The 23620-nt window shown below is 33.9% G+C and carries 16 protein-coding genes and 1 other RNA gene; 5 read left to right on the forward strand and 12 right to left on the reverse strand.

Annotated features, from left to right (window positions below; all coding sequences use genetic code 11):
* Nucleotides 1–6346, reverse strand: a 6346-nt coding sequence (locus tag LQ673_RS05895; protein WP_239745021.1) for a YPDG domain-containing protein, incomplete at its 3' end; no start/stop codon positions are given.
* A gap of 450 nt (nt 6347–6796) precedes the next feature.
* Between LQ673_RS05895 and LQ673_RS05900 the strand changes: the two genes are divergently transcribed.
* A complete protein-coding gene (locus tag LQ673_RS05900; protein WP_037588660.1) occupies nt 6797–7195 on the forward strand; it encodes a ribonuclease HI family protein in 399 nt (132 codons plus the stop codon).
* A 42-nt stretch (nt 7196–7237) separates the two neighbouring features.
* Here LQ673_RS05900 and LQ673_RS05905 read toward each other — a convergent pair whose 3' ends face one another.
* Together LQ673_RS05905 and LQ673_RS05910 are read right to left on the reverse strand one after the other, a co-directional pair.
* The gene (locus tag LQ673_RS05905) at nt 7238–8122 is read right to left on the reverse strand and encodes a 5'-3' exonuclease (RefSeq protein WP_037588125.1); all 885 of its coding nucleotides are present in this window, start codon (nt 8120–8122) and stop codon (nt 7238–7240) included.
* A gap of 11 nt (nt 8123–8133) precedes the next feature.
* The gene (locus LQ673_RS05910; protein WP_191835576.1) at nt 8134–11562 is read right to left on the reverse strand and encodes a dynamin family protein; all 3429 of its coding nucleotides are present in this window, start codon (nt 11560–11562) and stop codon (nt 8134–8136) included.
* 285 nt (nt 11563–11847) lie between these two features.
* Between LQ673_RS05910 and LQ673_RS05915 the strand changes: the two genes are divergently transcribed.
* Nucleotides 11848–12327 carry a cytochrome c oxidase subunit II gene (locus LQ673_RS05915; protein ID WP_025905838.1) on the forward strand — a complete coding sequence of 160 codons (480 nt, stop codon included), beginning with the start codon at nt 11848–11850 and terminating at the stop codon, nt 12325–12327.
* On the forward strand, nt 12324–13976 hold the full coding sequence (locus LQ673_RS05920; RefSeq protein WP_126477460.1) for a b(o/a)3-type cytochrome-c oxidase subunit 1: 1653 nt from the start codon (nt 12324–12326) through the stop codon (nt 13974–13976). The genes LQ673_RS05915 and LQ673_RS05920 overlap by 4 nt, the downstream gene beginning before the upstream one ends.
* Nucleotides 13977–14483: 507 nt before the next feature.
* Here LQ673_RS05920 and LQ673_RS05925 read toward each other — a convergent pair.
* The 5 genes from LQ673_RS05925 to LQ673_RS05945 all read right to left on the reverse strand — a co-directional run bounded on the left by LQ673_RS05925 (nt 14484) and on the right by LQ673_RS05945 (nt 17324).
* Complete coding sequence (locus LQ673_RS05925) at nt 14484–15608, reverse strand: THUMP domain-containing class I SAM-dependent RNA methyltransferase (protein WP_239705334.1); 1125 nt, start codon at nt 15606–15608, stop codon at nt 14484–14486.
* An 84-nt stretch (nt 15609–15692) separates the two neighbouring features.
* An RNA gene (gene rnpB / locus LQ673_RS05930) (RNase P RNA component class B) lies at nt 15693–16062 on the reverse strand.
* A 47-nt stretch (nt 16063–16109) separates the two neighbouring features.
* Nucleotides 16110–16424, reverse strand: coding sequence for a cell division regulator GpsB (gene gpsB, locus LQ673_RS05935; protein ID WP_037588130.1), 315 nt, complete (start codon nt 16422–16424; stop codon nt 16110–16112).
* A 13-nt stretch (nt 16425–16437) separates the two neighbouring features.
* The gene (locus LQ673_RS05940) at nt 16438–17001 is read right to left on the reverse strand and encodes an SLOG family protein (protein ID WP_037588131.1); all 564 of its coding nucleotides are present in this window, start codon (nt 16999–17001) and stop codon (nt 16438–16440) included.
* Complete coding sequence (locus LQ673_RS05945; RefSeq protein ID WP_126477463.1) at nt 16995–17324, reverse strand: DUF1798 family protein; 330 nt, start codon at nt 17322–17324, stop codon at nt 16995–16997. The genes LQ673_RS05940 and LQ673_RS05945 overlap by 7 nt, the downstream gene beginning before the upstream one ends.
* Before the next feature lie 168 nt (nt 17325–17492).
* Between LQ673_RS05945 and recU the strand changes: the two genes are divergently transcribed.
* Together recU and LQ673_RS05955 are read left to right on the forward strand one after the other, a co-directional pair.
* On the forward strand, nt 17493–18119 hold the full coding sequence (gene recU / locus LQ673_RS05950) for a Holliday junction resolvase RecU (protein WP_037588134.1): 627 nt from the start codon (nt 17493–17495) through the stop codon (nt 18117–18119).
* On the forward strand, nt 18116–20446 hold the full coding sequence (locus tag LQ673_RS05955; protein WP_037588136.1) for a transglycosylase domain-containing protein: 2331 nt from the start codon (nt 18116–18118) through the stop codon (nt 20444–20446). The genes recU and LQ673_RS05955 overlap by 4 nt, the downstream gene beginning before the upstream one ends.
* 60 nt (nt 20447–20506) lie before the next feature.
* Here the strand turns inward: LQ673_RS05955 and LQ673_RS05960 are convergent, their stop codons facing one another.
* The 4 genes from LQ673_RS05960 to asnS all read right to left on the reverse strand — a co-directional run bounded on the left by LQ673_RS05960 (nt 20507) and on the right by asnS (nt 23563).
* Nucleotides 20507–20854 (reverse strand): YpoC family protein, encoded by a 348-nt coding sequence (locus tag LQ673_RS05960; protein ID WP_191835578.1) that lies wholly within the window; start codon nt 20852–20854, stop codon nt 20507–20509.
* A complete protein-coding gene (nth, locus tag LQ673_RS05965; RefSeq protein WP_191835579.1) occupies nt 20851–21519 on the reverse strand; it encodes an endonuclease III in 669 nt (222 codons plus the stop codon). Before nth ends, LQ673_RS05960 begins: the two co-directional genes overlap by 4 nt.
* Nucleotides 21509–22201: a DnaD domain-containing protein gene (locus tag LQ673_RS05970; protein WP_191835580.1), complete on the reverse strand. Its 693-nt coding sequence runs from the start codon at nt 22199–22201 to the stop codon at nt 21509–21511. The genes nth and LQ673_RS05970 overlap by 11 nt, the downstream gene beginning before the upstream one ends.
* A gap of 69 nt (nt 22202–22270) precedes the next feature.
* On the reverse strand, nt 22271–23563 hold the full coding sequence (asnS, locus tag LQ673_RS05975) for an asparagine--tRNA ligase (RefSeq protein WP_025905487.1): 1293 nt from the start codon (nt 23561–23563) through the stop codon (nt 22271–22273).
* Nucleotides 23564–23620 lie beyond the last annotated feature (57 nt).

Below are 23620 nucleotides of genomic sequence, written 5' to 3' on the forward strand. Positions count from 1 at the left end.
CATCTTTGTCAGTTGGTTGATCTGAAGATGGATCAGACTCATCTTTATTTGGAATACCGTCGCTATCGTGGTCTTCGTCACCGTCACTTACGCCATTACCATCAGTATCAGGGTTGTTTGGATCAGTACCAATAAGTTTTTCGTCTTCGTTACTTACGCCGTCACCATCGATGTCATTGTCATCTTTATCTGTGATGCCATCGCCATCAGTATCCTTCGGAGTTGAGATATCAGGTTTACCGTCACCGTCTTTATCAGTAGGTGTATCAGATTTATGATCAGATTCATCTTTGTTCGGAACACCATCACTATCGTGGTCTTCGTCACCATCACTTACACCGTTACCGTCAGTATCAGGGTTGTTTGGATCAGTACCAATAAGTTTTTCATCTTCGTTACTTACACCATCACCATCGATGTCAGTGTCATCTTTGTCAGCAATTCCATCTCCATCAGTATCTTTGTCTGAATCAGAATCAGAGCTAGAATTTGAAGTACTGTTAGAGTCAGAGCTGCTATCAGTGTTGCTATCTGAAGTTGAGCCTGAATTACTGTCACTATCAGAAGAACTGTTGTCATCTGAAGTTGAGTTACTATCAGAGCTGCTGTCTGTAGCTGTATCAGAACCATTGTTAGTGTTAGAGTCAGTACTGCTGTCATTTGCTGAATTAGAATCTTTATCAGATTGACTGTCAGAACTACTATCAGTGTTAGAACCAGAATCGTTATTAGAATCAGAGTTCATGTCAGAGCCACTGTTTGAGTTAGAGTCTGAGTCAGAGCTACTGTCATTAGCTGAATTAGAATCTTTATCAGATTGACTGTCAGAGCTGCTGTCTGTGTTAGAACCTGAATTATTAGCGTCTGAATCAGAACTACTATCAGTGTTAGAACCTGAGTTGTTGTTTGAATCAGAGTTCATGTCAGATCCACTATTAGAGTTAGAGTCTGAGTTAGATGTACTATTGTCACCTGAAGTTGAGTTACTATCAGAGCTGCTGTCTGTAGCTAAATCAGAACCGCTATTTGAATTAGAGTCTGAGCTGCTGTCTGTGTTAGAACCTGAATTATTAGCGTCTGAATCAGAACCGCTATTTGAATTAGAGTCTGAGCCGCTGTCTGTATTAGAACCTGAGTTATTGTTAGAATCAGAGTTCATGTCAGAGCCACTGTTTGAGTTAGAGTCTGAGTCAGAGCTGCTGTCATTAGCTGAATTAGAATCTTTGTCAGATTGACTATCAGAACTACTATCAGTGTTAGAACCTGAGTCATTGTTAGAGTCAGAACTACTATCAGTAGCTGAGTTACTGTCAGTATCAGAGTTAGAATCTTTATCGGATTGACTATCAGAACCGCTGTTAGTGTTACTATCTGAGTTGCTATCTGTAGCAGAACTAGAACCATTATTTGAATCAGGATTTGCATCAGATCCAGTGTTGTCATTAGAGTCCGAACTGCTGTCATTAGCAGAGTTAGAATCTTTGTTAGAATGGTTTTCAGAACTGCTATCAGTGTTAGAATTTGAATTATTGTTAGCGTCAGAGCTTGTGTCAGAACCACTGTTTGAATTAGAGTCTGAATCAGAATTACTGTTAGCATCTGAAGTTGAGCTAGAATCAGAACCGCCATTAGCTTCAGAATCAGAAGAACTATCATTAGCTGAATTACTGTCTGCAGCAGAGTCAGAACCATTGTTCGAATCAGGATTTGCATCAGAACCTGAGTTGTTGTTAGAATCAGAGTTCATGTCAGAACCACTGTTAGAGTTAGAGTCTGAGTTGCTGTCATTAGCTGAGTTAGAATCTTTATCAGATTGACTGTCAGAACTGCTGTCTGTGTTAGAACCTGAATTATTAGCGTCTGAATCAGAAGAACTATCAATGTTAGAACCAGAATCGTTGTTAGAATCAGAGTTCATATCAGAGCCACTGTTTGAGTTAGAGTCTGAGTTGCTGTCTGCAGCAGAGTCAGAACCATTGTTCGAATCAGGGTTCGCATCAGAACCTCCGTTATCATCAGAGCTGTTATTGCTGTCGTCTACTATCACCTTCACAGGTATTAATTCAGAAGTACTATCTGGATACTTAACTAAAACTCCAAAATCTTGTACGGTTCCACTTGGTATATTTGTTGGAGATGTAACAGTTATAGCACCTGTTTCAGGATTAATTGTAGCAGTCCAACCATTAGGTACACTCTTTTCATCTATTTCAAATACACTACCTTTTGGCGCATCATTATCTTTTAGAGAAACCTCAGTAGCTGTACCGCGTTTGACTGGAATTGGTTCTTTTCCATAAGTTGGCTGGTAAGCTGTACTGTTAGGTATTGATAATTCAACTATAAATTCAGTTTCTTCAGAAGTACCATCTGGATATTTAACTAAAACAGTAATTCTTTCTGATTCATCTCCATTAGAATTAGCAGGAGGGGTAACAGTCGCTACACCAGTAATAGGATCAACTGTAGCAATCCAACCATCAGGAACACTATCTTCAGGAATTTCAAACTTAGTACCAGATGGTAACTTTTTATCTCCAGATTGTGATACCTCAAGAGTTTTACCAGGAATAGTAGTTTGATCTTCGTATCCTGGAGTATGATCTTCAGCTTGATTTGTAACTACTTTAATTGGAACAGTTGTATCGTCAGAAGAACCATCTGGATACTTAACTTTTACAGGAATATTAGCTGAATCTCCATTACTTGAGTAATCAGGAGGTGTAACAGTCACAACACCAGTATTAGGATCAACTGTAGCAGTCCAACCGTCAGGAATTTTAGCACCATCAGGAATTTCATAAGTTGTACCAGGAGGCAAAGTATTATCACCAGTTTGAGGCACATTTTTAGCTACACCAGGTTTTGTAGGAACCGGCTCATTACCGTAGTTTGGATTATTACCCTGAGCTTCGTTCGGAACTACTGTAACTTTAGCAGTAGCAGTATCTTTAGTACCATCAGGATAAGTCACTTCAACTGGAATATCAGCAGTAGTACCTGATGCTGCATCAGCTGGAGGTGTAGCTGTTACATTACCATTATCTGGGTTAATAGTAGCCGTCCAACCAGCTGGTACGCGGTCACTAGGAATACTGAATTTAGTACCAGCAGGTAACTCTGTATCATCATTTTGTGGTACATCAACAGCCTTACCAGGTTTAGTTTCTCTTGGTGTGTCACTGTATCCAGGAGTATTTAGGTCAGCATTTGTTCCAATACCACGCTTAACAATTTTTCTAGTTGGCTCTTTTGATATTTCTTCGTTAGTATTTGCTACTGTAGTTCTATTACCTGTTTCAGGATCAATATTATAAATAGTCGTAACAGTTTTCTTACCAGGAATACCTTCATCAGCGACTTCTTCAATGCCACTAGGTAAATTTGGATCATCTTCATATTCAACTGTAGGCTGAATATCTTCTGTTGTTACCTCTTTAGCCCCTACTTTAATAATTTTATCTTGCTTTTCTAAAAGAGTTTCTTCAGTTACAACAGGATTTGTTTGAGTACCATCTTCAGCTGTTTCAACAGTTTCAATTAACTCACCAGTTTCCTCATTCAATTTATATACAGTAGAAACTTTCTTTTTACCATTTATAGCTTCTTGGATTGTTTCATTTGGCTCAGTAGTCAATTTTATAGTATCAGCTTCATAAATTGTCTTGAATTCTATATCTTCTTCTGTTACTTCAAGTGTATTTACATCTACATGTTTTTCAATAGGTGTAATAGGATTTCCATTTTTATCTCTGATATATGAAGAAGTAACATAACCATTACCCTCGTTGTTTTTTAATCTTGTAGTATATTTTGTACGAAGTCCGTCACGTCCTTCTTGAGTAATATTATGTTCGCCTTTTTGCTTAGATTCATCTTGTATTGCTGTAAATACTGTGTTTCTCTCTTCAATTGAAGTTAATTCTACATCATGCCCAATTAAAACAAATCTAGTAATATCACCAGCATTCATGCTTGAAATATTTTTATGATTTGAAGTATTACGATCGATATTACTTAAAGGTGTATTTCTACTACTTGCATCTGGGTTTTTAGGATCACTTAGTGATTCTACAGTAAGTTCATGATTATATAATCTTGCTGTAAAATTATTAATATTGTTCCATACATGATCAGGGTTTGAAGTATCGCCATTAACTAAGTTTTCATAAGTTTTGTTTTTATCACTTAAGTGGTTAGTATTCCACGTCATTACACGGTGGTCACCTTTCCATGTAATAATAGCCTTACCATCACCATAAATCATTGCAGTATTTTTATTTGGATGACGTGTTGTAGCAGTACGTTGAATATTCACGTATTTTGCAGTACCTTCGATTTTTAAACTTGTATCATTAGAAGATAAATTTGGTAAAACTAATACTTCAGAGTGGTCAAAATCAGTATTATCAGTACGTAAATCAAAAGTAGCGTTATTTTTAAGTATAATTTCAGATGCTGCGCCTCTCCATCCTTCCATTACGAAAAGCGCATTATGACTATGAACCTTACCAGTATTTGCATTTCTTAAATGGTTAATTGCATCTAATTTAAAAGTAGCATCTTCTTTAATTATTAGGCGGCTAATTGCTTTGAATCTAACTAAAGTATTGTCACGAGGACTTGGACGTCCTTGATTAATCTTACCGTTTGAAGTAGCTAAAAATTGAGTTCCTCTTCCTAATTCAAAATCCGAATTATCATGCATATTTATAATTTGACCATTACCTCTTTGATCAACATTTACAGTGTTATTTTCTCCAAAGGAAACCATAGCGTATTCGGAATCAAAATTAAAAATATCTTGTCCTTTTAAAGTGATTTTATTATTATCACCAAAAGTTATACGTGAACCTTTGCCTTCAACATAAAAGATATCTTGTGAATTATTACCGTAGTCATAGAACTTAGGATCGTAAGCTTCTATATTAACTTTAGTATTATCTCCAAAAGCAAGTATACCTTTCAGCTTATCTCTTTCGTTAACTTCACGAGTTGTATAAAGTTTGAAGACTTTACCTTCACCTGTCATAGTCATGTTAATAGTACTACCGTTACTAATTCTTATTTCATTGGCTGCAATAGTTAAATTTTCATTAGCACCTAATTTCCCTGTCTGATGACTTGTAAATTCACCGGAAATATTAACTTTTAGATTTTCATCGTTTACTAATGTGACGCCAGTATGACTTATATCTCTAAAATTAATAATTTGGTCATGACTATTTGAACCGTATTGAATAAGTCCTCTTGGTCTTCTACCACTACCTGGTCGATTATCTTGTGTATTAATATGGCCATTACTAAATGTGATATTCCAACCTGGTTGGTTTTTACCATTCGTATCCATTTCAAAATAATTCTTGGCAGTATCAAATAAATGCTTATTTAAATCGATAGTAACTGCTCTAGCAGCATTTAGATTAAGTTTTTGAGAATCATTTTTTACGCCGAAAATATTTTTAGTTGGGTTAGGCATAGTAATATCATTATTAAATACAATTTTCCCTACATTTCTATCGTTGAGTGCAGCTAATAATTGGTTATAATTACTAACATTTCGCGTTTGTAACACTGCTGCTCTAAATACGCTGCTGTAATTTTCACCTGTTCTAGGTGCTTGTCTTGAAGGTTGTTCTAATGTTGTTGCTTCAACTTTGTCTTTGTTTTGGTTGTTAACGATATCTTCAAGTGATTTGGATGATACGCTGTTTGCATCTACATCAGAAATTGTATTTGTAACTGTTGCTTCAACTGTTGGTGTATCTACTGCAGGTGTTTCTTCAACACTTGATGGTTGTACTACATCTTCGGTATTACTTGTTGGAGCTGTAGTTTCTGCTGTTTCTTCAATACTTGTTTCTTCTTTAGCTACTTCGATTGATTCAGCTTTTGGTTGTTCTGCTTTTTCTACAGTTTCAACTTTAGCAGCTTCTGGTGCTACTGTATCAACTTGAGTTGCTTCTTCTGTTGATGCTGTTTCTGTAGTTGATTTATCTTCTGTTGTTGTTTCTTCGTTAGTTGTTGTATCTTGTGTTGTTTCATCAACTGTAGGTGCTTCGGTAATTGCTTCTTCTTTTGGTTGTTCTGCTGGTGTTTCAGCTGTACCGATTTCTTTAGTTCCTTCTACATTTGATGATTCTTCTATTGCAGATGCTTCATCAACTGGATCTGTTGAATTGTCTTCTGCTTTTTCTTCTTGTGCATGTTTTTGAATTACATTTTCCGATGCAAATGCATCATGAGTTGGTAAGCCTAAGAATATAAGCGTACCGATTAGTATCGAACACGTTCCTACTGTGTACTTACGGATACTAAATTTCTGTAATTTCCGTTGCTTATCCATTAGCAAGCCCCTTTACTATAAAATTTCATAAAAGGCAACTTTACTCATGGCTGAGTTCCCCCGTTACTATTTTGTCTCTATCTCATTAGTAATGTGTTCAGTATATATTCTATTAATGAATCTCAGATATATGAGTGAAGTGCACACTATTAATATGTGAATGGTCGTGCGTAATTAACTCTCCTTTCGTTATAATTATTCACACATAAGATATGAACAAAATTAAATTTCGTTCTGAAATAGTATATCACTTTTAATGTCAGTTTCAAATACTATTTATAATAAACTCTATAATTTTTATATACAATTTTTACAACTTACAATATTATGTACAATTTTGATGGAGAATTATTAAGTCGGAATGAAAAGTATTATAACCATTTATTGAAGTCTGTTTATCGTTCGTGTAAATTAGATGAGAAGGTAAATAATTTGAAAGAGTTGATTGAAATGCCGCAAATATATTTTGACGCCGCTTCTAAAGGCAATCCTGGAGAAAGTTGTTGTGCATGCGTCATTATTACGGATGATGCGAGACATCATTTCACATCTTATCTAGGTGAAATGGATAATCATCGTGCTGAATGGGAAGCATTAATCTTCTCTATTCAACATGCAATTGAATTAGAAGTTGGTAATGCATTGATTTATACAGATTCGAAATTAATAGCTGATAGTATTGATAAAGATTATGTCAAAAATCCTACGTTCAAACCCTACTTCGAGCTATTTAAAGAATTAGAACGTCAATTTGATTTAATATTTGTAAAGTGGATTCCACGAGCTCAAAATAAAGAAGCGAATCAATTGGCACAAACTGCCTTAAGAAAACAATTAAAACATAAATAAAAAGCATATCACGACGGCGCGTGATATGCTTTTTGCGTTTAATTATAAGAAGTTTGTTGTTAAATATTTACTTGATACGAATAATTCGTGTTCATTACAGATTTCGATTGATTGTTCGATTTCATGATGATATGTCATTTGATTCAGTAAATCTTCAGTTGCTAATGGTACATCTGTATGAATTTGTGCAAGTTGTTTCGACATAGCTAAGTCATCTCGATATGTGATGATTTTCTTTTGTTGACTTGCTGTTAATTCATTAATGTTTTCAAGAACATTTTCAACAGATTGATATTGTTGTATCAATTTAATCGCCGTTTTCTCACCGATACCTTTAACACCTGGATAACCATCAGCTGTGTCACCCATAAATGCTTTAACATCAACTAATTGATGAGGCTCTAAACCATATTCTTCTCTAAATTTATGAATATCATATTTATTGTAAATATTGAATCCTTTTTTCGTCAGCCATATATTCACATCTGTATTAATACATTGTAATAAGTCACGATCACCACTCACAACATATGTTTCGTGTCCTTTTTCTTGAGCGCGTTTACTAATTGTCCCGATAACATCATCCGCTTCATAATTCGTAATACCTAAATTGAGTAGTCCTAATTTCTCAGCGATTTCTTTCGCTCTATCAAATTGTGGAATCATTTCTTCAGGTGGTGCAACTCTATTTGATTTATATGCTTCAAACATATCATTTCTGAAAGTCTTAGATCCCATATCCCAACATACAGCAACATGTGTCGGTTTAATATCATTGATCACTGTATAAGAATGTCTAATAAATCCTTGTACAGCATTCGTCGGAATCCCTTTAGAATCTCTCATAAATTGTTTATGAATGCTTGTAGCATAAAAATGTCTAAATAATAAAGCCATACCATCTATTAATAATATTTTGTTACTCATATTGTGCTCCTTTATATCTCTTTTAAGACGTTTTCGATTTTTTCTATGACATCATTATCAATATTTACAGATAAGTAATCTTCAATAAGATGAATCGTCTCTTGATTATATTGATCGATGTACGACTCACCTATTGTATCATAATGTGCCAAATTTTTAGTTAACGCTTCATTAAACGTCACGATTGGATGGTCGATAAGCTTCATTGTATCATTTAAAATTGCATTTTGCGTTTCTTTTACTTTAGATGTCTTAATTAAATCTTTCTTACTCACTGAACTAATCGTTTGTTTCGCAATATCTTGAACTTGAATGCTAATCGGTTCTGGATTGATTTCATTTTCAAAGTCATGTTTAAACTTAGAGATTAAAATAGAAGCATCATTTAATTCAACAATTGTTGGTGTTAATAAATCATCAAATGTTCTCGCATAAAAATTCTTCAATCTTTCTACGATAAGCGAGCTTTCTAGACTTAATTTCTGATTTAAATCATCTACATAATATTTCGTACTCATTTGAAGAGATTGTTTAAATTGATCCGTTACAGTTGATGTATTGAAATGTTTTTTGACGATATCATTAAGTTGAATATTCAATCTGTCTTTCAAGTAATACAGTTGATCGTGAATTTCTTTTTCAAGTTGATGATGTGATTTAATCACAATTTGATTAGTGAAGTTCTGTTTATCTTTATAACTGAGTAAAGTTGATTTTCTCTTTTCAAGTTGTGCTTTATCTTGTCTATACGTATGCACCATTTGTTCTAATTCATTCGTCAGTTGTTTAATTCTAGATTCTACTTGCGACTTTAGAACTTGCTTACTTTCAACTTTAACAAAGTGGTCTAACGCGTCCATAAGTCGTTTGAACTCGTCATCATGTGATTTTAGTGCTTGTTTACTTGAAACTGGATAACACTCTGGCTTAATGTTCAATGCATCTAATGATGATTCTACATAAGATATAACAGCTTGTTTATCTTCTTCAGATTCTGCTAAATCAATGGCGTTAATAACAAATTTCAAACCTTGTGATTGTTGTAAATTATTCATATCACGCATGTAAGTTAAGAACTCACCGTCTTTATCAGTAAAGGCGTGATTATAATAACTTACATAAATAATTAAGTCACTTGATGCAATAATTTGTTCAGTCTCTCTCGTATGTCTTTGGTTATTTGAATTAAGTCCTGGTGAATCGATTATAATCTTGTCTTTTAACCATGCTTCTTCAAGTCTTAAATTAATTTTGTGTACAAATGCAGCATGTGTATCATCTGCTGTTAACTTTTCTAATTCTTCTATATCGAAGGTGACAGATTTGCCTTCTTTTAAGATATCATTGTAATGATTAAAGTTCGTCTCAATTGCTTCAAAGAATGCTAAATGATTACTAGATAATGAAGGATGTTGTTTAATATCTTTATCTTCAATAAACGATTCAATTGTTGAGTACTGTTTATTGGCGAACTCTGTTATATGATTAATTTCTTCTAATAATTGCTCATAAGTCTTAAACGTCACTTCTTGTTCAGTACCGTAACTAATTTCAGTAATACTTGCTGTCGTTGGATTCGGTGAACTTAGTAGCACGGGCTTTTGCAAGATAGCATTAATTAAACTACTCTTACCTGCACTAAATGTTCCGAATACAGCAATCTTTGTGATGTTATGCTCTATTCTTTCGACTTGACTTTCGATATTATGAACTTCACCTTCAAATAAAGGTAGTTTCTTTAAATGATTGATTTGTTCTTTAAGTTGTTGCAGATTATTTTCTCGATGTTCCGTTTGAACTTCTTTGAATTGTTGTTTCGTTTCTTTCTTATCTTCTAGGTCAAGGTCATTTATATGAATAAAATGTCTATCTATTAATTTATCGATAGATTCATCAAGATGAATATAATAATGTTGATAATTGTTTGTGATAAGTGATGTTTTTAAATTCTTAAATTCAACATATGTTTCATATTCATTTAATTGATTTGTTTCTTCATTAGACTCGTTATGCACTTCACTCGAATTAACGATTTCCTCTATTAATTGATTTGTTTCATTGCGTATTTTTCGATTAATCATTTCTGTAATGCCTTTAGAATAAATTAACACGTAATCATTTGTAATCGATGTTTGCTCTTGTACTTGACCACTTAATTCTTCTTTACTAATCGTATATTGCTGGTTGATGATTTTCTCGAATAAGTCTGCATCTTGAATGTATTTGTTTAAGTTCTCTAATGATTTAATCCAAACTTTCGTAATTTCATCATGAATTTTGATGTCTAAAGCTTCTTTCACTTGTTCAAGCGTTTCATCTTGAATCATCGCTTTCTTCTTATCTTTATTAAATAGCCCTTTCACTTTATAGTCTTTAGCAGTTGTTTCTAAATAATGTCGAATCGTTTCTCGCATTTCATAAGGCATCAAATAAGCGTTATCTAAAATCTCTTTGCGCTTTTCTTTTAAATTTGAAGTGAATTGATCTTTATCTTGAATTAATGATTGTTCACTTTGGACGTTGAATTTTTCTTTATAAGCTTGATAATCATCATCGAATGTTTCTTCAGTAGAATCAATATCAGAAAGAATCGTTTCCATATGTTGATTAATATATTTCAGCTGTTCTTGTTTAATGTAATTCGTTACACGGTCTATAAACACTTGGTGTTCCGTACGTTGTTGATCAAGCTGATGGATATATTGATTAAATAACTGCTTCTCATTGTTAGGCGTATCATATTTAGATACATAAAATATCTTCTCTAAATTCAATTTCCAATCTGTAACGGCTTTGTTGACACGATTTTTATAAGTATCAAACGAGATTTCATCTTCGTCATGTTTATCCACTTGGTTGACAACCAATATCACCGGAATATCCAGCTTGTTTAAGGATTTAATAAAATTAAAATTCATATCCGACTGCACATGGTTATAGTCGACTGTATAAAATACATAATTAGATGTCAGCAAATATTGAAAAGCACTTTCTCTATGATTGTCACTCATTGAATCGACACCAGGTGTATCTTGGAAAGTAAAGCCTTTATTGAATTTATCTGATGTAAATTCAATTTCAATAGATTCCACTTCTCTATCTTCAGTATTAAGCCTTTTAACATCTTCTTGATTATCTACGACTGTATATTGATTGTTGTTTAAATTAACGGAAATGCTGTTTTTGTCTGAAGAAATCAGTTGCGCTGTGTTACTGGTTGTAGGAACAGGAGAACTTGGTAATATATTTTGTCCGATAACATTGTTAATTAATGTAGATTTCCCTGCTGAAAAATGTCCGACAAAACTCACTGTATATTGTTCGTTATATATTTTTTTAATCATTTCATTGATTTGTTTAATTAATGGTTGGTTAGATGACTTTTCGATTTCTTTTTTTAATTTATAAAGTAAATCTAATGATGCTTGATTACGATCCATTTTAATTCCCCTTTATTTTTACACAAATAATTTAAATAGTGTGATTTACATCACATTAATTTTTTAATCTCTATTCTATTATAAATAATGAAGAGAATATAAGAAAGGATGAATAAAATGACAGTCCAAAATAATGACCTAAACAAGAAGACTGATGACCACTCTCATGATGATCTGGATTTAAGAGGCACACTGTATTCAGTCTTCACATTGGGAGGCATCTTTGCAGTATTATGGGTAATTTGTTTTATTTTATTTTTAGTAAGAATTTAAGGGGTGAAATCTGTGCATAAATACGAAAAGTTATGGCTAAAAGTCGGCATTAGCTCATTAGTCATTTTCTTAACAATTTTGATGATTACAGGTTTGCATAATGGACATACGCCAGCCGCTTCTGGTAGAGACTATGTTAATCCTGATAAAGTCGATCAAATCGAACCTTTCAACAAACCAGGTTTACACAAAGTTAGCGGCAAAGATTATGACTATGAATTAGTTATTCTTGCTTCAGCTTTCAATTATCAGCCGGGTAAAGTCGAAATTCCTAAAGGTTCAAAAGTAAAAATCATTGCGACAAGTAAAGATACTTTGCATGGATTTAGTTTACCAGGCACAAACGTCAACATGATGTTAGAACCTGGACATATTAGTGAATATTACAAGACATTCAATGAGAAACGCGAATATTTAATCATCTGTAATGAATATTGTGGTATCGGACATGCAGATATGAAGTCGATGATAAAGGTTGTGGATAAAAAATGATAACACGATTAAATAAGAATGATAGCAGACTTGTAATGGCGCATATGTATGTAGCTATTGGTTGTTTAGTCCTTGGGGGATTAGCAGGTTTGTTACAAACATTAGTAAGATCAGGATATTTACAATTACCTAAACAAATTTCTTATTATCAAATCTTAACAGTGCACGGTATCGTATTAGCATTGGTACTGACAACTTTCTTTATCTTAGGCTTTCAATTTTCTGCAGTAGCTAAGACATCTGGACATTTAACGTCTGTACAAAGAAAGTTCGGTTGGGTTGGATTTTGGGTAATGATTATTGGTACGCTCATGGCAGCAACAATGGTTCTATTAAACAAAGCCACTGTTTTATATACTTTTTATGCACCATTAAAAGCACATGCTATTTTCTATATTGGTATGGCGCTTGTTGTTGTAGGTAGCTGGATTTCTACAGTTGGACAAATTTTAAAATATGTAGAGTTTAAGAAGAAGAATCCAGGTAAGAAATCTCCCCTACTGAGCTACATGGTAGCAATTAACGGGGTAATGTGGATTGTATGTTCATTAGGTGTTGCTGCAACAGTACTTCTTCAATTAATTCCTTGGTCATTAGGTTTAGTTGAAAGAGTAGACGTAACATTAAGTAGAACATTATTTTGGTATTTTGGTCATGCACTTGTTTATTTTTGGTTATTACCAGCTTATATGTGTTGGTATGCAATTATCCCGAAAATTATTGGTGCAAAAGCATTCTCAGACAATTTAGCAAGAATGTCATTTATGCTATTCTTATTCTTCAGTATTCCTGTTGGGATACATCACCAATTAGTTGAACCAGGTATTGATGATACATGGAAATACTTACAAGTTGTATTAACGTTTATGGTTGTCATTCCTTCATTGATGACAGCATTTAGTTTGTTTGCAACATTTGAAAATTACGGTCGTTCTAAAGGCTATAAAGGATTGTTTACATGGTTTAAATCTTTACCATGGAATGACGCAAGATTCGTATTACCATTCTTAGGTATGTTAGCCTTTATCCCAGGTGGCGCAGGTGGATTAGTAAACGCATCTGCACAAATGAACGGATTAATTCACAATACAATTTGGGTAACTGGACACTTCCATTTAACAATCGCTTCAGCGGTCATCATGACATTCTTTGGAATTATGTACTGGTTAATACCTCATTGTACAGGTAGAAAACTAACTAAATTCACAAATAAATTAGCACTTATGCAAGGTTATACTTGGGCGATCGGTATGACAATTATGAGTGGCGCAATGCACTATGTTGGATTAGTAAAAGGTGCACCAAGAAGATCAACATATTCAGAATATGGCGGTGCTAAACAAGCTGCTGAATGGATACCATATCAAGTACTACAAGCAGTTGGGGGAACAATTTTATTTATTTCTATAATATTAGTCGTAATGGTGTTTATACACTTAGCCTTCTTATCACCTAAAGGCGAAGAAGAATATCCAGTATCAGAAGCATTGGACGAAGAACAACCAGTCATTAAATTTGTTGAGAACTGGAGATTCTTAATCATCGTGACAGTATTGCTTATCTTAATCGCATATACAGTCCCTATCGGACAAATGTTCACAGATCCAGCACCAGGAGCCAAAGGATTAGGAGAAGGCAAACTTTGGTAATACTAAATTAATATATTTAACTAAGAACTTTCATACAATGATGAATAATAGGAAGACTGGCAACAAATCTTTAGAAGATGCGTTGCCAGTCTTCTTTTGTGGGGGTTGGGTGGTGTTTGTAATGAATATCTCTAGTCTAATATGTTGGATAAGTATGGTGATTAGTCGAGAAATAGTACAAGTCATGGCTTAACGTCCATATTAAGCCAAGAGACAGCTCAAGTCATGGCTTAACGCTCTAATTAAGCCAAGAGATGAGCCAAGTCATGGCTTAATGTCCTAATAAAGCCAAGAGATGAGCCAAGTCATGGCTTAATGTCCTAATAAAGCCAAGAGATCGTCTAAGTCGTGGCTTAATGTCTGAATAAAGCCAAGAGATAACCCAAGTCATGGCTTAACGTCCAACTTAAGCCAAGAGATATTAAATCTAGTCCAAACCATACATCCCCACTATTCTCCAAACCAAAAAACCACCTGCTCTGCAGGTGGTTTCCTCTTTCTTACTATCTATTTATTTCGTTTGCCCCAATATTGATAGTACGTACATTCGATATAGCCGTTAAAGAGTTTTCTTCTTTTTGTGGCTTTCTTACCTACTAATGGTTCGAATTCTTTATAGCTTGTAAGCATATATAATGATGCTTGGTCGTTTTGTTTCATGATTTCGCCTAAGTGTTTGTACATTGCTTCTACTTCACTTCGTTCACCGATACGTTCGCCATATGGTGGGTTCCCAATTATTGAAACGGGTCCTTCTGGTACTTCTAGGTTATGAACATCTTGAACTTTAAATTGAATGATGTCCCCTAACCCAACTTCTGTTGCGTTGTCTTTCGCAACTTCAACCATTTTAGGATCGATATCGCTTGCTATGATATTAATTTCTTTATCATATAATGCCGCTTCATCTGCTTCTTGTCTTAATTGGTCATACAACCCTTCTGGTATGATATCCCAATCTTCACTCGCAAACTCACGGTTAAATCCTGGTGCAATATTTTGAGCGATGAGTGCTGCTTCTATTGCAAGTGTACCTGAACCACAGAATGGATCTATAAATGGTGTTTCACCGCTCCAATTTGTTAATCTAACAAGTGCTGCAGCTAATGTTTCTTTCATAGGTGCGTCACCTTGTGCTAAACGGTAACCTCTTTTATGAAGTCCTGAACCTGAAGTGTCGATTGTTAATAAAGCTTCGTCTTTCAGCAATGATACTTCAACTTGGTATTTGCTACCTGTTTCATCGATCCAACCTTTAATTTGATACGCATGTTTCAATCTCTCAACTATCGCTTTTTTAACGATTGCTTGACAGTCGGATACGCTGAATAATTTAGATTTAACACTTTTACCTTGAACTGGGAACATACCTTGAGCGCCAATTACATCTTCCCATGGTAATGATTTCGTCTTTTCGAATAATTCATCAAAAGTTGTTGCATGGAATCGTCCTACTACGATTTTGACTCTGTCAGCAGTTCTTAACCATAAATTTGATTTAACGATTGCTGTTTCATCACCTTCGAAAAGTACGCGACCGTTTTCTACTTTTGTTTCATATCCTAATTCTTGAACTTCTTTAGCAACAATTGATTCTAATCCCATTGGACTAGTAGCGAGTAATTGATACATGCATATACTCCTTTATATTTAAATTATCATTATTTACAAATAAAAAGCTCTCCTACTTGGGAGAGCGACACTAGTAAGTGATAAATCTGTAAGCCATGTTTTGTCCTTTAGTACTGCTAACGTGTACTAGTTACACTCGTACGCCAGTGATAATCATCTGTCTGTATGATTACATACCTTCTTATTCCGTTCATTTCCGTCAAAGAAGTGCTCCTACCAATTTTGGATTGCTCACTCGAGGGGTTTACCGCGTTCCACCTTTTACATTTCTGTAAAAGCTACGTCACTGTGGCACTTTCAAACTACTTTAACCATATTATTACTAACTTAGGTTATTTCATTGCCGTCAATTATTTGCCCTGGCTTATTGTTTCGCCAAGCACGAACACTACATTCATCTCAGAATGTGTGAGCATGGACTTTCCTCTACTTAACGTAGCGATTATCCGAAATACCACTCAACAAAGAATTATAGCATAAACAGCGTTAAATAACTATCATTTATTCGCCAAATACTGCTTTTTCAAGATTAGAAATTCGTTTCAAGATATCTACATTATTAGAATTGTATTGTTGAGAGCCTTGTGGTCTGCCTGACGCGACACGGATTCTTAACTGTTCGATTTCTTTTTTAAGTTTAGAATTTTCTTCTGTCAATTTGATGACTTCATTATTTAAATCAGCCATTTTTTGATAGTCTGAAATAATGTCATCTAAAAAAGCATCTACTTCTTCAGTTTTGAAACCTCTTAAACCTCTTTCGAATTCTTTTTCATAAATATCTTTTGCAGATAGCTTTAATGCTACATCAGCCATTTTTACACCTCATTTAATATGATTCGTTGTCATTATTATAATTAAATTCCATAAAGTCTTGTAAATCCATGAATGTAATAACATTATAAGTATAGTTTGTCTTTTCAGCAAAATCAACTAACTTACTTTTGAAGTATTTAGGTGATGCTTCTTGTTCATCATCATAAAATAATATTGTCTTATCGGTATTATCGAGTATAAATTCATTGGCTTGTTGAAATTGGAACCCACCTTGATACTCACTTTGATGAATCGCATTAACATAGTCTGCTTGTGCAACAATATTTTGATAAGCTTGCTGGTTTGTTTCGTTCCATTTATTATAGTGATTTAAAAATGGTGTCAATATCGCAAGTTTCAATTGAGGGAATTTATTTTTCATTTCAATTGTTACTTCTGCTACCCAAAGTTCAAATCCTAATTGTCCTGAAATAATGACCCACTCCATACCTTCTTCTATTTCTTGCTCAATGATTTCTTTAAGATATGCTTTGATGACTTTCACTTCTGGTTGATCATTTTTAAAAATATTCAGTTCAAACGGTTTGTATCCCGTAAAATATACAGACGTCATGATAAATCACCTATATGGGTATAAATATAATTTAAATCATGTTGTACGGCTTTATGCTTTTCAAAGAAGAGTTTCTTACTTGTACGTTTATAATGGCATTCTACAGACAACTCTTTATAGTTACTAATTAAGAGTTGGAATTTCTGTTCATTCATATATTGTAATTTCAATACGGCATCTTGATGAACAGCAAGTTTGTCTAGCAGAACATCGACTTGTTCTACAAATGGTACGACATCTTTATAAAAGTCGTATTCATGATCGTCTTTCGCGTGTTGAAATATATCTAACATGTTATTTAATTTATTTAAAAGTTCTTGTATCATCGCTACACCTACTATTAATGAAGTTTGTATTTTAAATGTGCTCACGATAAAATGATAACATAACTAGAAAAGTTCTAGAATATTTATGTATCATAAAAAACTTTTGTAACTTATAATGAAATAAGGTATAATATTTAGAGTTTTATGATATGAAGCTAGGTGATGAATTTGAATTATCCAAACGGAAAAAAAGTAACAAAAAATACTTCTAAAGTCTCAATCCAAGATGACCCTAAATATAGTAGAATACAATATGGTAAACGGGGTATGAGATTAGAGGAGGAAATTGATAAATCCAATGAATACTTCAGATTAGAAAATATAGCAGTTATTCATAAGAAACCGACACCTATTCAAATCGTTGATGTTGACTACCCTAAAAGACAAAAAGCTGTCATTAAAGAAGCGTATTTTAGAAAGCCTTCAACAACAGATTATAACGGTGTTTATAATGGATACTATATTGATTTTGAAGCTAAGGAAACGAAAAATAAAACAAGTTTCCCTTTAAATAATATCCACGATCACCAAGTATCACATATGGAACAAGTATTAAACCAAAAAGGTATATGTTTTTTGTTGATAAAATTTAGCTATCATGATAGCGTATTTTTATTGCCTTTTAGGAAGTTTATGGTATATTGGGACAGATATAAATCTGGAGGCAAGAAGTCCATCACGCTTAAAGAGATTGAAACTGATGGTTACTTAATACCAATCCAATTTAAACCAAGAATTAACTACATAACAATAGTTGATCAATTGATAAAAACAGAAAGTGAGGCGCTCAAATGAGTCAATCAAAAGCTTCTAATAGTAAAAATGGTAAAGAACAACCTAAGAAGAAGAGGAATATCAAAAGGACGATAATTAAGGTGTTCGGTATTCTCGTGCTAGCATTCTTAGCAATGGTAATCATAGGTGTTCTCGTATTTGCATATTATGCTTGGAAAGCTCCTGCTTTCAATGAAAGTGCGCTTAAAGACCAATTACCAACTAAAATTTATGACAAAAATAATAAACTTGTCACGACCCTCTATATGGGACAAAAGAGAGAACATGTTAAATTTGACGATGTTCCAGATCAGATGAAAGATGCTGTACTTGCAACTGAAGATAATCGCTTCTACGATCATGGTGCATTAGACTACAAACGTTTATCTGGAGCAGTTATGAAGAACTTTACAGGTGGCTTTGGTTCACAAGGTGCATCTACATTAACACAACAAGTTGTAAAACGTTCATTCTTAACAGATAAGAAATCCATCGAAAGAAAAGCACAAGAAGCTTACCTTTCATATAGATTAGAACAAGAATATTCTAAAGATGAAATCTTTGAAATGTACTTAAACAAAATCTATTACTCAGATGGTATTTACGGTTCTCAAACAGCAGCTAAATATTACTTCAATAAGAAATTAAAAGATTTAAACTTAGCTGAAACAGCTTACTTAGCAGGTTTACCACAAGTGCCAAACCAATATAACATTTATGATAATCCTGAAGCGGCTGAAAAACGTAAAGACACAGTTCTTTATTTAATGGAAAGACACGGTAGAATTACTAAGAAAGAAATGAAAGAAGCACAAGATACACCTATCGATAAGAACTTAGTTAAACGTACAGTTGAAGAAAGAAACGACGCAATGACTGATACACCTGACAATGAGTACGCTTCTTATATTAACTATGTTAAACAAGAAATTACTCAGAATAAAGCGTTCAAAGGTCAATCATTAAATGATATTATGACGAGCGGTCTTAAAATCTACACAAACATGGATAAAGATGTTCAAAAAACATTACAAGAGTCAGTTGATAACGGTACATTCTACAAGAATAAAGACCAAATTACTGGTTCATCTATAGTAGATACGAAGACTGGTAAATTAGTCGGTATTAGTGGTGGTAAAGATTACAAAGATGTAGTTGATAGAAACCAAGCAACAGACGTTCATCCTACTGGTTCGTCACTTAAACCGATATTAGCTTATGGACCAGCAATTGAGAATATGCAATATGCGACAAACCATAAGTTCCAGGATGAAAGTCAATATAATATCAATGGTAGTATTTTCAAGAACTATGATGGTCAAGGTCACGGTTCAGTTACAATGGCTGATGCATTAGCGAGATCATATAACATTCCAGCATTGAAATCTTGGCAAGAAACAAACCAAAACGCTGGCGAAAAAGCAGTTAAAGACTTTGCTTCTAAAGTGAATTTAAATTATAAAGATGAAATTGGACCTTCAGAAGTACTTGGTGGTTCACAATCAGAATTCTCCCCTACTCAATTAGCATCAGCATTTGCGACTATGGGTAATGGCGGAACATATAACGAAGCAAAATCAATTAGAAAAGTTGTCACTCAAGATGATGAAACAATCAAATTCTCAAGCGAAAGCCATAAAGCAATGGAAGACTACACAGCATACATGTTAACTGAAATGCTGAAAGGAACATTCCAAGCATACGGTTCAGCTTATGGATATGGCATTAACGGTGTGAACGTAGCAGCTAAAACGGGTACTGGTACTTATGGTGATGAAGTATATAGTGAATATCAATTACCTGAAAATGCAGCGAAAGACGTTTGGATTACAGGTTATACACCACAATACACTATGTCAGTATGGATGGGCTTCAACAAAGTTAAAGAATACGGTGAGAACTCATTCTTAGGACATGATGAACAAATTAAACCACAAATATTATTCAATGAAGTTATGTCAGAAATCTCTAATTATGACGGTGCAGACTTCGAAAGACCTGATTCAGTAACAGGAAGCGGTAAAAGCTTAAGTGTTGCAGGTAACGAAGACAATAATACAACATCAAGCTCAGCACCTAGCTCTGGTAATAGTCGTAATCAGCAAAATAATTATAACTTCTCAAACAATAATAATAATGTAACAACAAACGAACCACAGACAAATTCAAATACATCTAGAACGCAACAAAACAATACACAACAACAGTCATCTACAAATCAAAACGTAACAACTGAAGAACAAACGACAGAAACACCAACAACAGAAGAATCAGATTCAGACTCTGACAATAGTAGTTCAACCTCAGATGCAGCAAAACAAGCTGCCAAAGAAGAGAAAGATGACTAAGATATAGAAAAAGCATCACATCCCGCAAAGGATGTGATGCTTTTTTGATTATAATATTTTTTATTCTCCACTTTCACGTTGTGCGGCTCTTTTAAGTTGAATCTGATATCTCGCATTCATTCTAATTAATTCTTCTTTCAGTGTTACCATTTGTCTATATCCCATAAAGTGATATATTCTCTCGTTTATATAGTGGTATCGTTCTTCGAAATTCATTGGTATAACTGGATATTCTTCGATATGCCCTATATCAAATGTTTCTATTTGATTGATTTGTTCTATATAAGCGATGATCAAACTATAATATTGATCTAACAATTGATGTGCTTCACTTGTTTTAAGCTTTTTATTTTTTACAAGTGGCTCTATTTGTAGTTCAAGTTCTATGAAATCATTTTTTTGTATCATGCGCCTTCAACCTTTACTAACCCAGCTTTTAATCGTTTTTGCCCTTCTCTACAATCTGCAAATAATGGACATACTTCGCATTTCGGTTTACGTGCTACACAGTGATAGCGCCCAAAGAATATAAGCTGATGGTGACTTTTTGTCCATCTTTCTCTTGGAATGATGCTACATAAACGATCTTCAACTTGGCGCACATTGTCTTTAATTCTACATATTGCGAGACGTTTAGATACGCGCTCTACATGTGTGTCTACTGCTAATGATGGTTCCCCAAATGCTACACTCATTACAACATTCGCTGTTTTACGCCCTACACCAGCTAGTGATTCTAATTCTTGATGTGTACTTGGTACGACACCGTTAAAATTATCTAACAATGACTGACAAAGTTTTTGTATATTTTTAGCTTTATTACGGTATAAACCGATTGAGCGAATGTCATTTTGTAGTTCTTCTAAACTTACATTTAAATAGTCTTCAGGAGTTTTATACTTTACAAAAAGCGATTTCGTCACTTTGTTGACGAGTACGTCTGTACACTGTGCAGAAAGTAATACTGCGATTGTCAGTTCAAATGGATTGTCATGAACGAGTTCACATTCAGCATCTGGAAACATTTCGTCAATAACATCCATCATTTCTAATGCTTTCTTTTTACTTATCATAAGGATTCTCCCCATTTACCCAATCAAAAGTCGGGATTAAATTAACATTTTGTTTTACTTTTTTAGTTTGATTAAACTTTTCACTTTCTTCTTTGGAAGATTCAACAGTCGTGATGTTCTTCTTCTTCCAATTTAATAATATACGGTCGATATATTTGATGCTGAGTTTGTCTAAACTATGCGCTTCGTTAAGCGCGCTCATGATGAGTTCGTTTGAATGTTTATCAGTATCAATCCAGTGGTTTAATGTTTGTACTTCTAATGGTGTTAATGGTCGACCGAAAGTGGATTCGAATTCTTGGAATAATTTCTTGAATTTTAAGTTTTGATCTTCTACTGTACCTTGTTGCATTGCTTCATTTTTAATTAATGCGAGTTGTTCATACATAGGATCAAATGATATGAATTCATTATATTTATGCTGGTCATCTTTTTCAATTTTAATGTCTATAATTTTTAATTGAGAGAGTTGATTGATGATATGACTCACTTCTTGTATAGATAATGTCGTGCCACGTTGGATATCTTCTAATGGAGGCTGTAAGTTACGATCATTCTCTTGGTCCAGCAATTTAATAAGGATAACGAATTGTTTTTCATTTAATCCTAAATTGGCATAATGATCAAACAAAGCTCTTTGAACAACGACTGGCTTTTCTTTTAACATATCACTTGTATACATTTTTTCACCTACTTCATTATAAAAATATAGAGTCTGGGATCACTATTCAGCTCCCAGACTCGCATATTATTATGGATATAATCGATTTAATAAACGTGGGAATGGTGCAGTTTCTCTAACGTGTTCTACGCCACTTAACCATGCTACTGTTCTTTCAAGTCCTAAGCCAAATCCACTATGTGGTACACTTCCGTATTTTCTTAAGTCAGTGTAATAACTATATGCTTCAGGATCTAAACCATGTTCATTAATTCTTTGATTAATTAAATCTAAATCACTAATTCTTTCAGAACCACCAATGATTTCTCCGTAACCTTCTGGTGCGATTAAATCTGCACATAATACAGTGTCTGGATTTTCAGGGTTTGGTTCCATATAGAATGGTTTAATTTTTGTTGGATAATTAATGATAAATACTGGTTTATCATAATGGTTTGCAATTGCAGTTTCATGAGGAGAACCGAAATCGTCGCCCCATTCAATATCATCGAATCCTTCTTGATGTAAGAATTTAATGGCATCATCGTAAGTGATTCTTGGGAATGGTGTTGAAACTTGTTCTAACTTAGAAGTATCTCTTTCAAGAAGTTCTAATTCTAATTTACAATTTGCCAACACAGCTTTAACGATGTGATGAACGTAATTTTCTTGAACTTCTAAGCTTTGGTCATGTTTCATAAATGCCATTTCGCCTTCGATCATCCAGAATTCAATTAAATGTCTTCTTGTTTTTGATTTTTCAGCTCTGAAAGTTGGACCGAAACTAAATACTCTATTGTGCGCCATAGCTGCAGCTTCTAAGTATAATTGACCACTTTGAGATAAGAATGCATCTTCGTCGAAATATTTCGTATGGAACAATTCACTTGTACCTTCAGGAGCACTACCTGTTAAAATTGGTGGATCAATTTTAGTGAATCCACTTTCGTTAAAGAATTCATATGTCGCACGAATAATTTCGTTTCTAATTTTCATAACAGCATGCTGACGTTTAGAACGTAACCATAAATGTCTGTGATCCATTAAGAATTCTGTACCATGATTTTTTGGTGTGATTGGATAATCATGTGATTCTGAAATGACTTCTACACCACTTACTTGCATTTCATAGCCAAATTTAGAACGGTCATCTTCTGTAATTGTACCCGTAACATAAACAGATGTTTCTTGTGTTAATGATTTAGCTAATTGGAAGATGTCTTCTGATACTTCAGCTTTCACAACGACTCCTTGCATAAATCCTGTTCCATCTCTTAATTGTAAAAATGCTATTTTCCCACTTGATCGCTTGTTTGCAATCCAAGCACCGATTGTCACTTCTTGATTGACATAATCTTTAGCTTGTTTAATCGTAATATTCATTATTATTTCTCCTATTCAAATAAATTACCTATAGTTATTTTATCAAATTATGCATAC

The sequence above is a fragment of the Mammaliicoccus sp. O-M54 genome (assembly GCF_022386035.1).
Taxonomy (GTDB): domain Bacteria; phylum Bacillota; class Bacilli; order Staphylococcales; family Staphylococcaceae; genus Mammaliicoccus; species Mammaliicoccus sciuri_A.

What these genes read in the sequence shown, in the direction of transcription:
- LQ673_RS05900 (WP_037588660.1), top strand. Translation starts at nt 6,797, where the DNA reads ATGCCGCAAATATATTTTGACGCCGCTTCTAAAGGCAATCCTGGAGAA.
- LQ673_RS05905 (WP_037588125.1), bottom strand. Translation starts at nt 8,122, where the DNA reads ATGAGTAACAAAATATTATTAATAGATGGTATGGCTTTATTATTTAGA.
- LQ673_RS05910 (WP_191835576.1), bottom strand. Translation starts at nt 11,562, where the DNA reads ATGGATCGTAATCAAGCATCATTAGATTTACTTTATAAATTAAAAAAA.
- LQ673_RS05920 (WP_126477460.1), top strand. Translation starts at nt 12,324, where the DNA reads ATGATAACACGATTAAATAAGAATGATAGCAGACTTGTAATGGCGCAT.
- LQ673_RS05925 (WP_239705334.1), bottom strand. Translation starts at nt 15,608, where the DNA reads ATGTATCAATTACTCGCTACTAGTCCAATGGGATTAGAATCAATTGTT.
- gpsB (WP_037588130.1), bottom strand. Translation starts at nt 16,424, where the DNA reads ATGGCTGATGTAGCATTAAAGCTATCTGCAAAAGATATTTATGAAAAA.
- LQ673_RS05945 (WP_126477463.1), bottom strand. Translation starts at nt 17,324, where the DNA reads ATGATACAAGAACTTTTAAATAAATTAAATAACATGTTAGATATATTT.
- LQ673_RS05955 (WP_037588136.1), top strand. Translation starts at nt 18,116, where the DNA reads ATGAGTCAATCAAAAGCTTCTAATAGTAAAAATGGTAAAGAACAACCT.
- LQ673_RS05960 (WP_191835578.1), bottom strand. Translation starts at nt 20,854, where the DNA reads ATGATACAAAAAAATGATTTCATAGAACTTGAACTACAAATAGAGCCA.
- nth (WP_191835579.1), bottom strand. Translation starts at nt 21,519, where the DNA reads ATGATAAGTAAAAAGAAAGCATTAGAAATGATGGATGTTATTGACGAA.
- LQ673_RS05970 (WP_191835580.1), bottom strand. Translation starts at nt 22,201, where the DNA reads ATGTATACAAGTGATATGTTAAAAGAAAAGCCAGTCGTTGTTCAAAGA.
- asnS (WP_025905487.1), bottom strand. Translation starts at nt 23,563, where the DNA reads ATGAATATTACGATTAAACAAGCTAAAGATTATGTCAATCAAGAAGTG.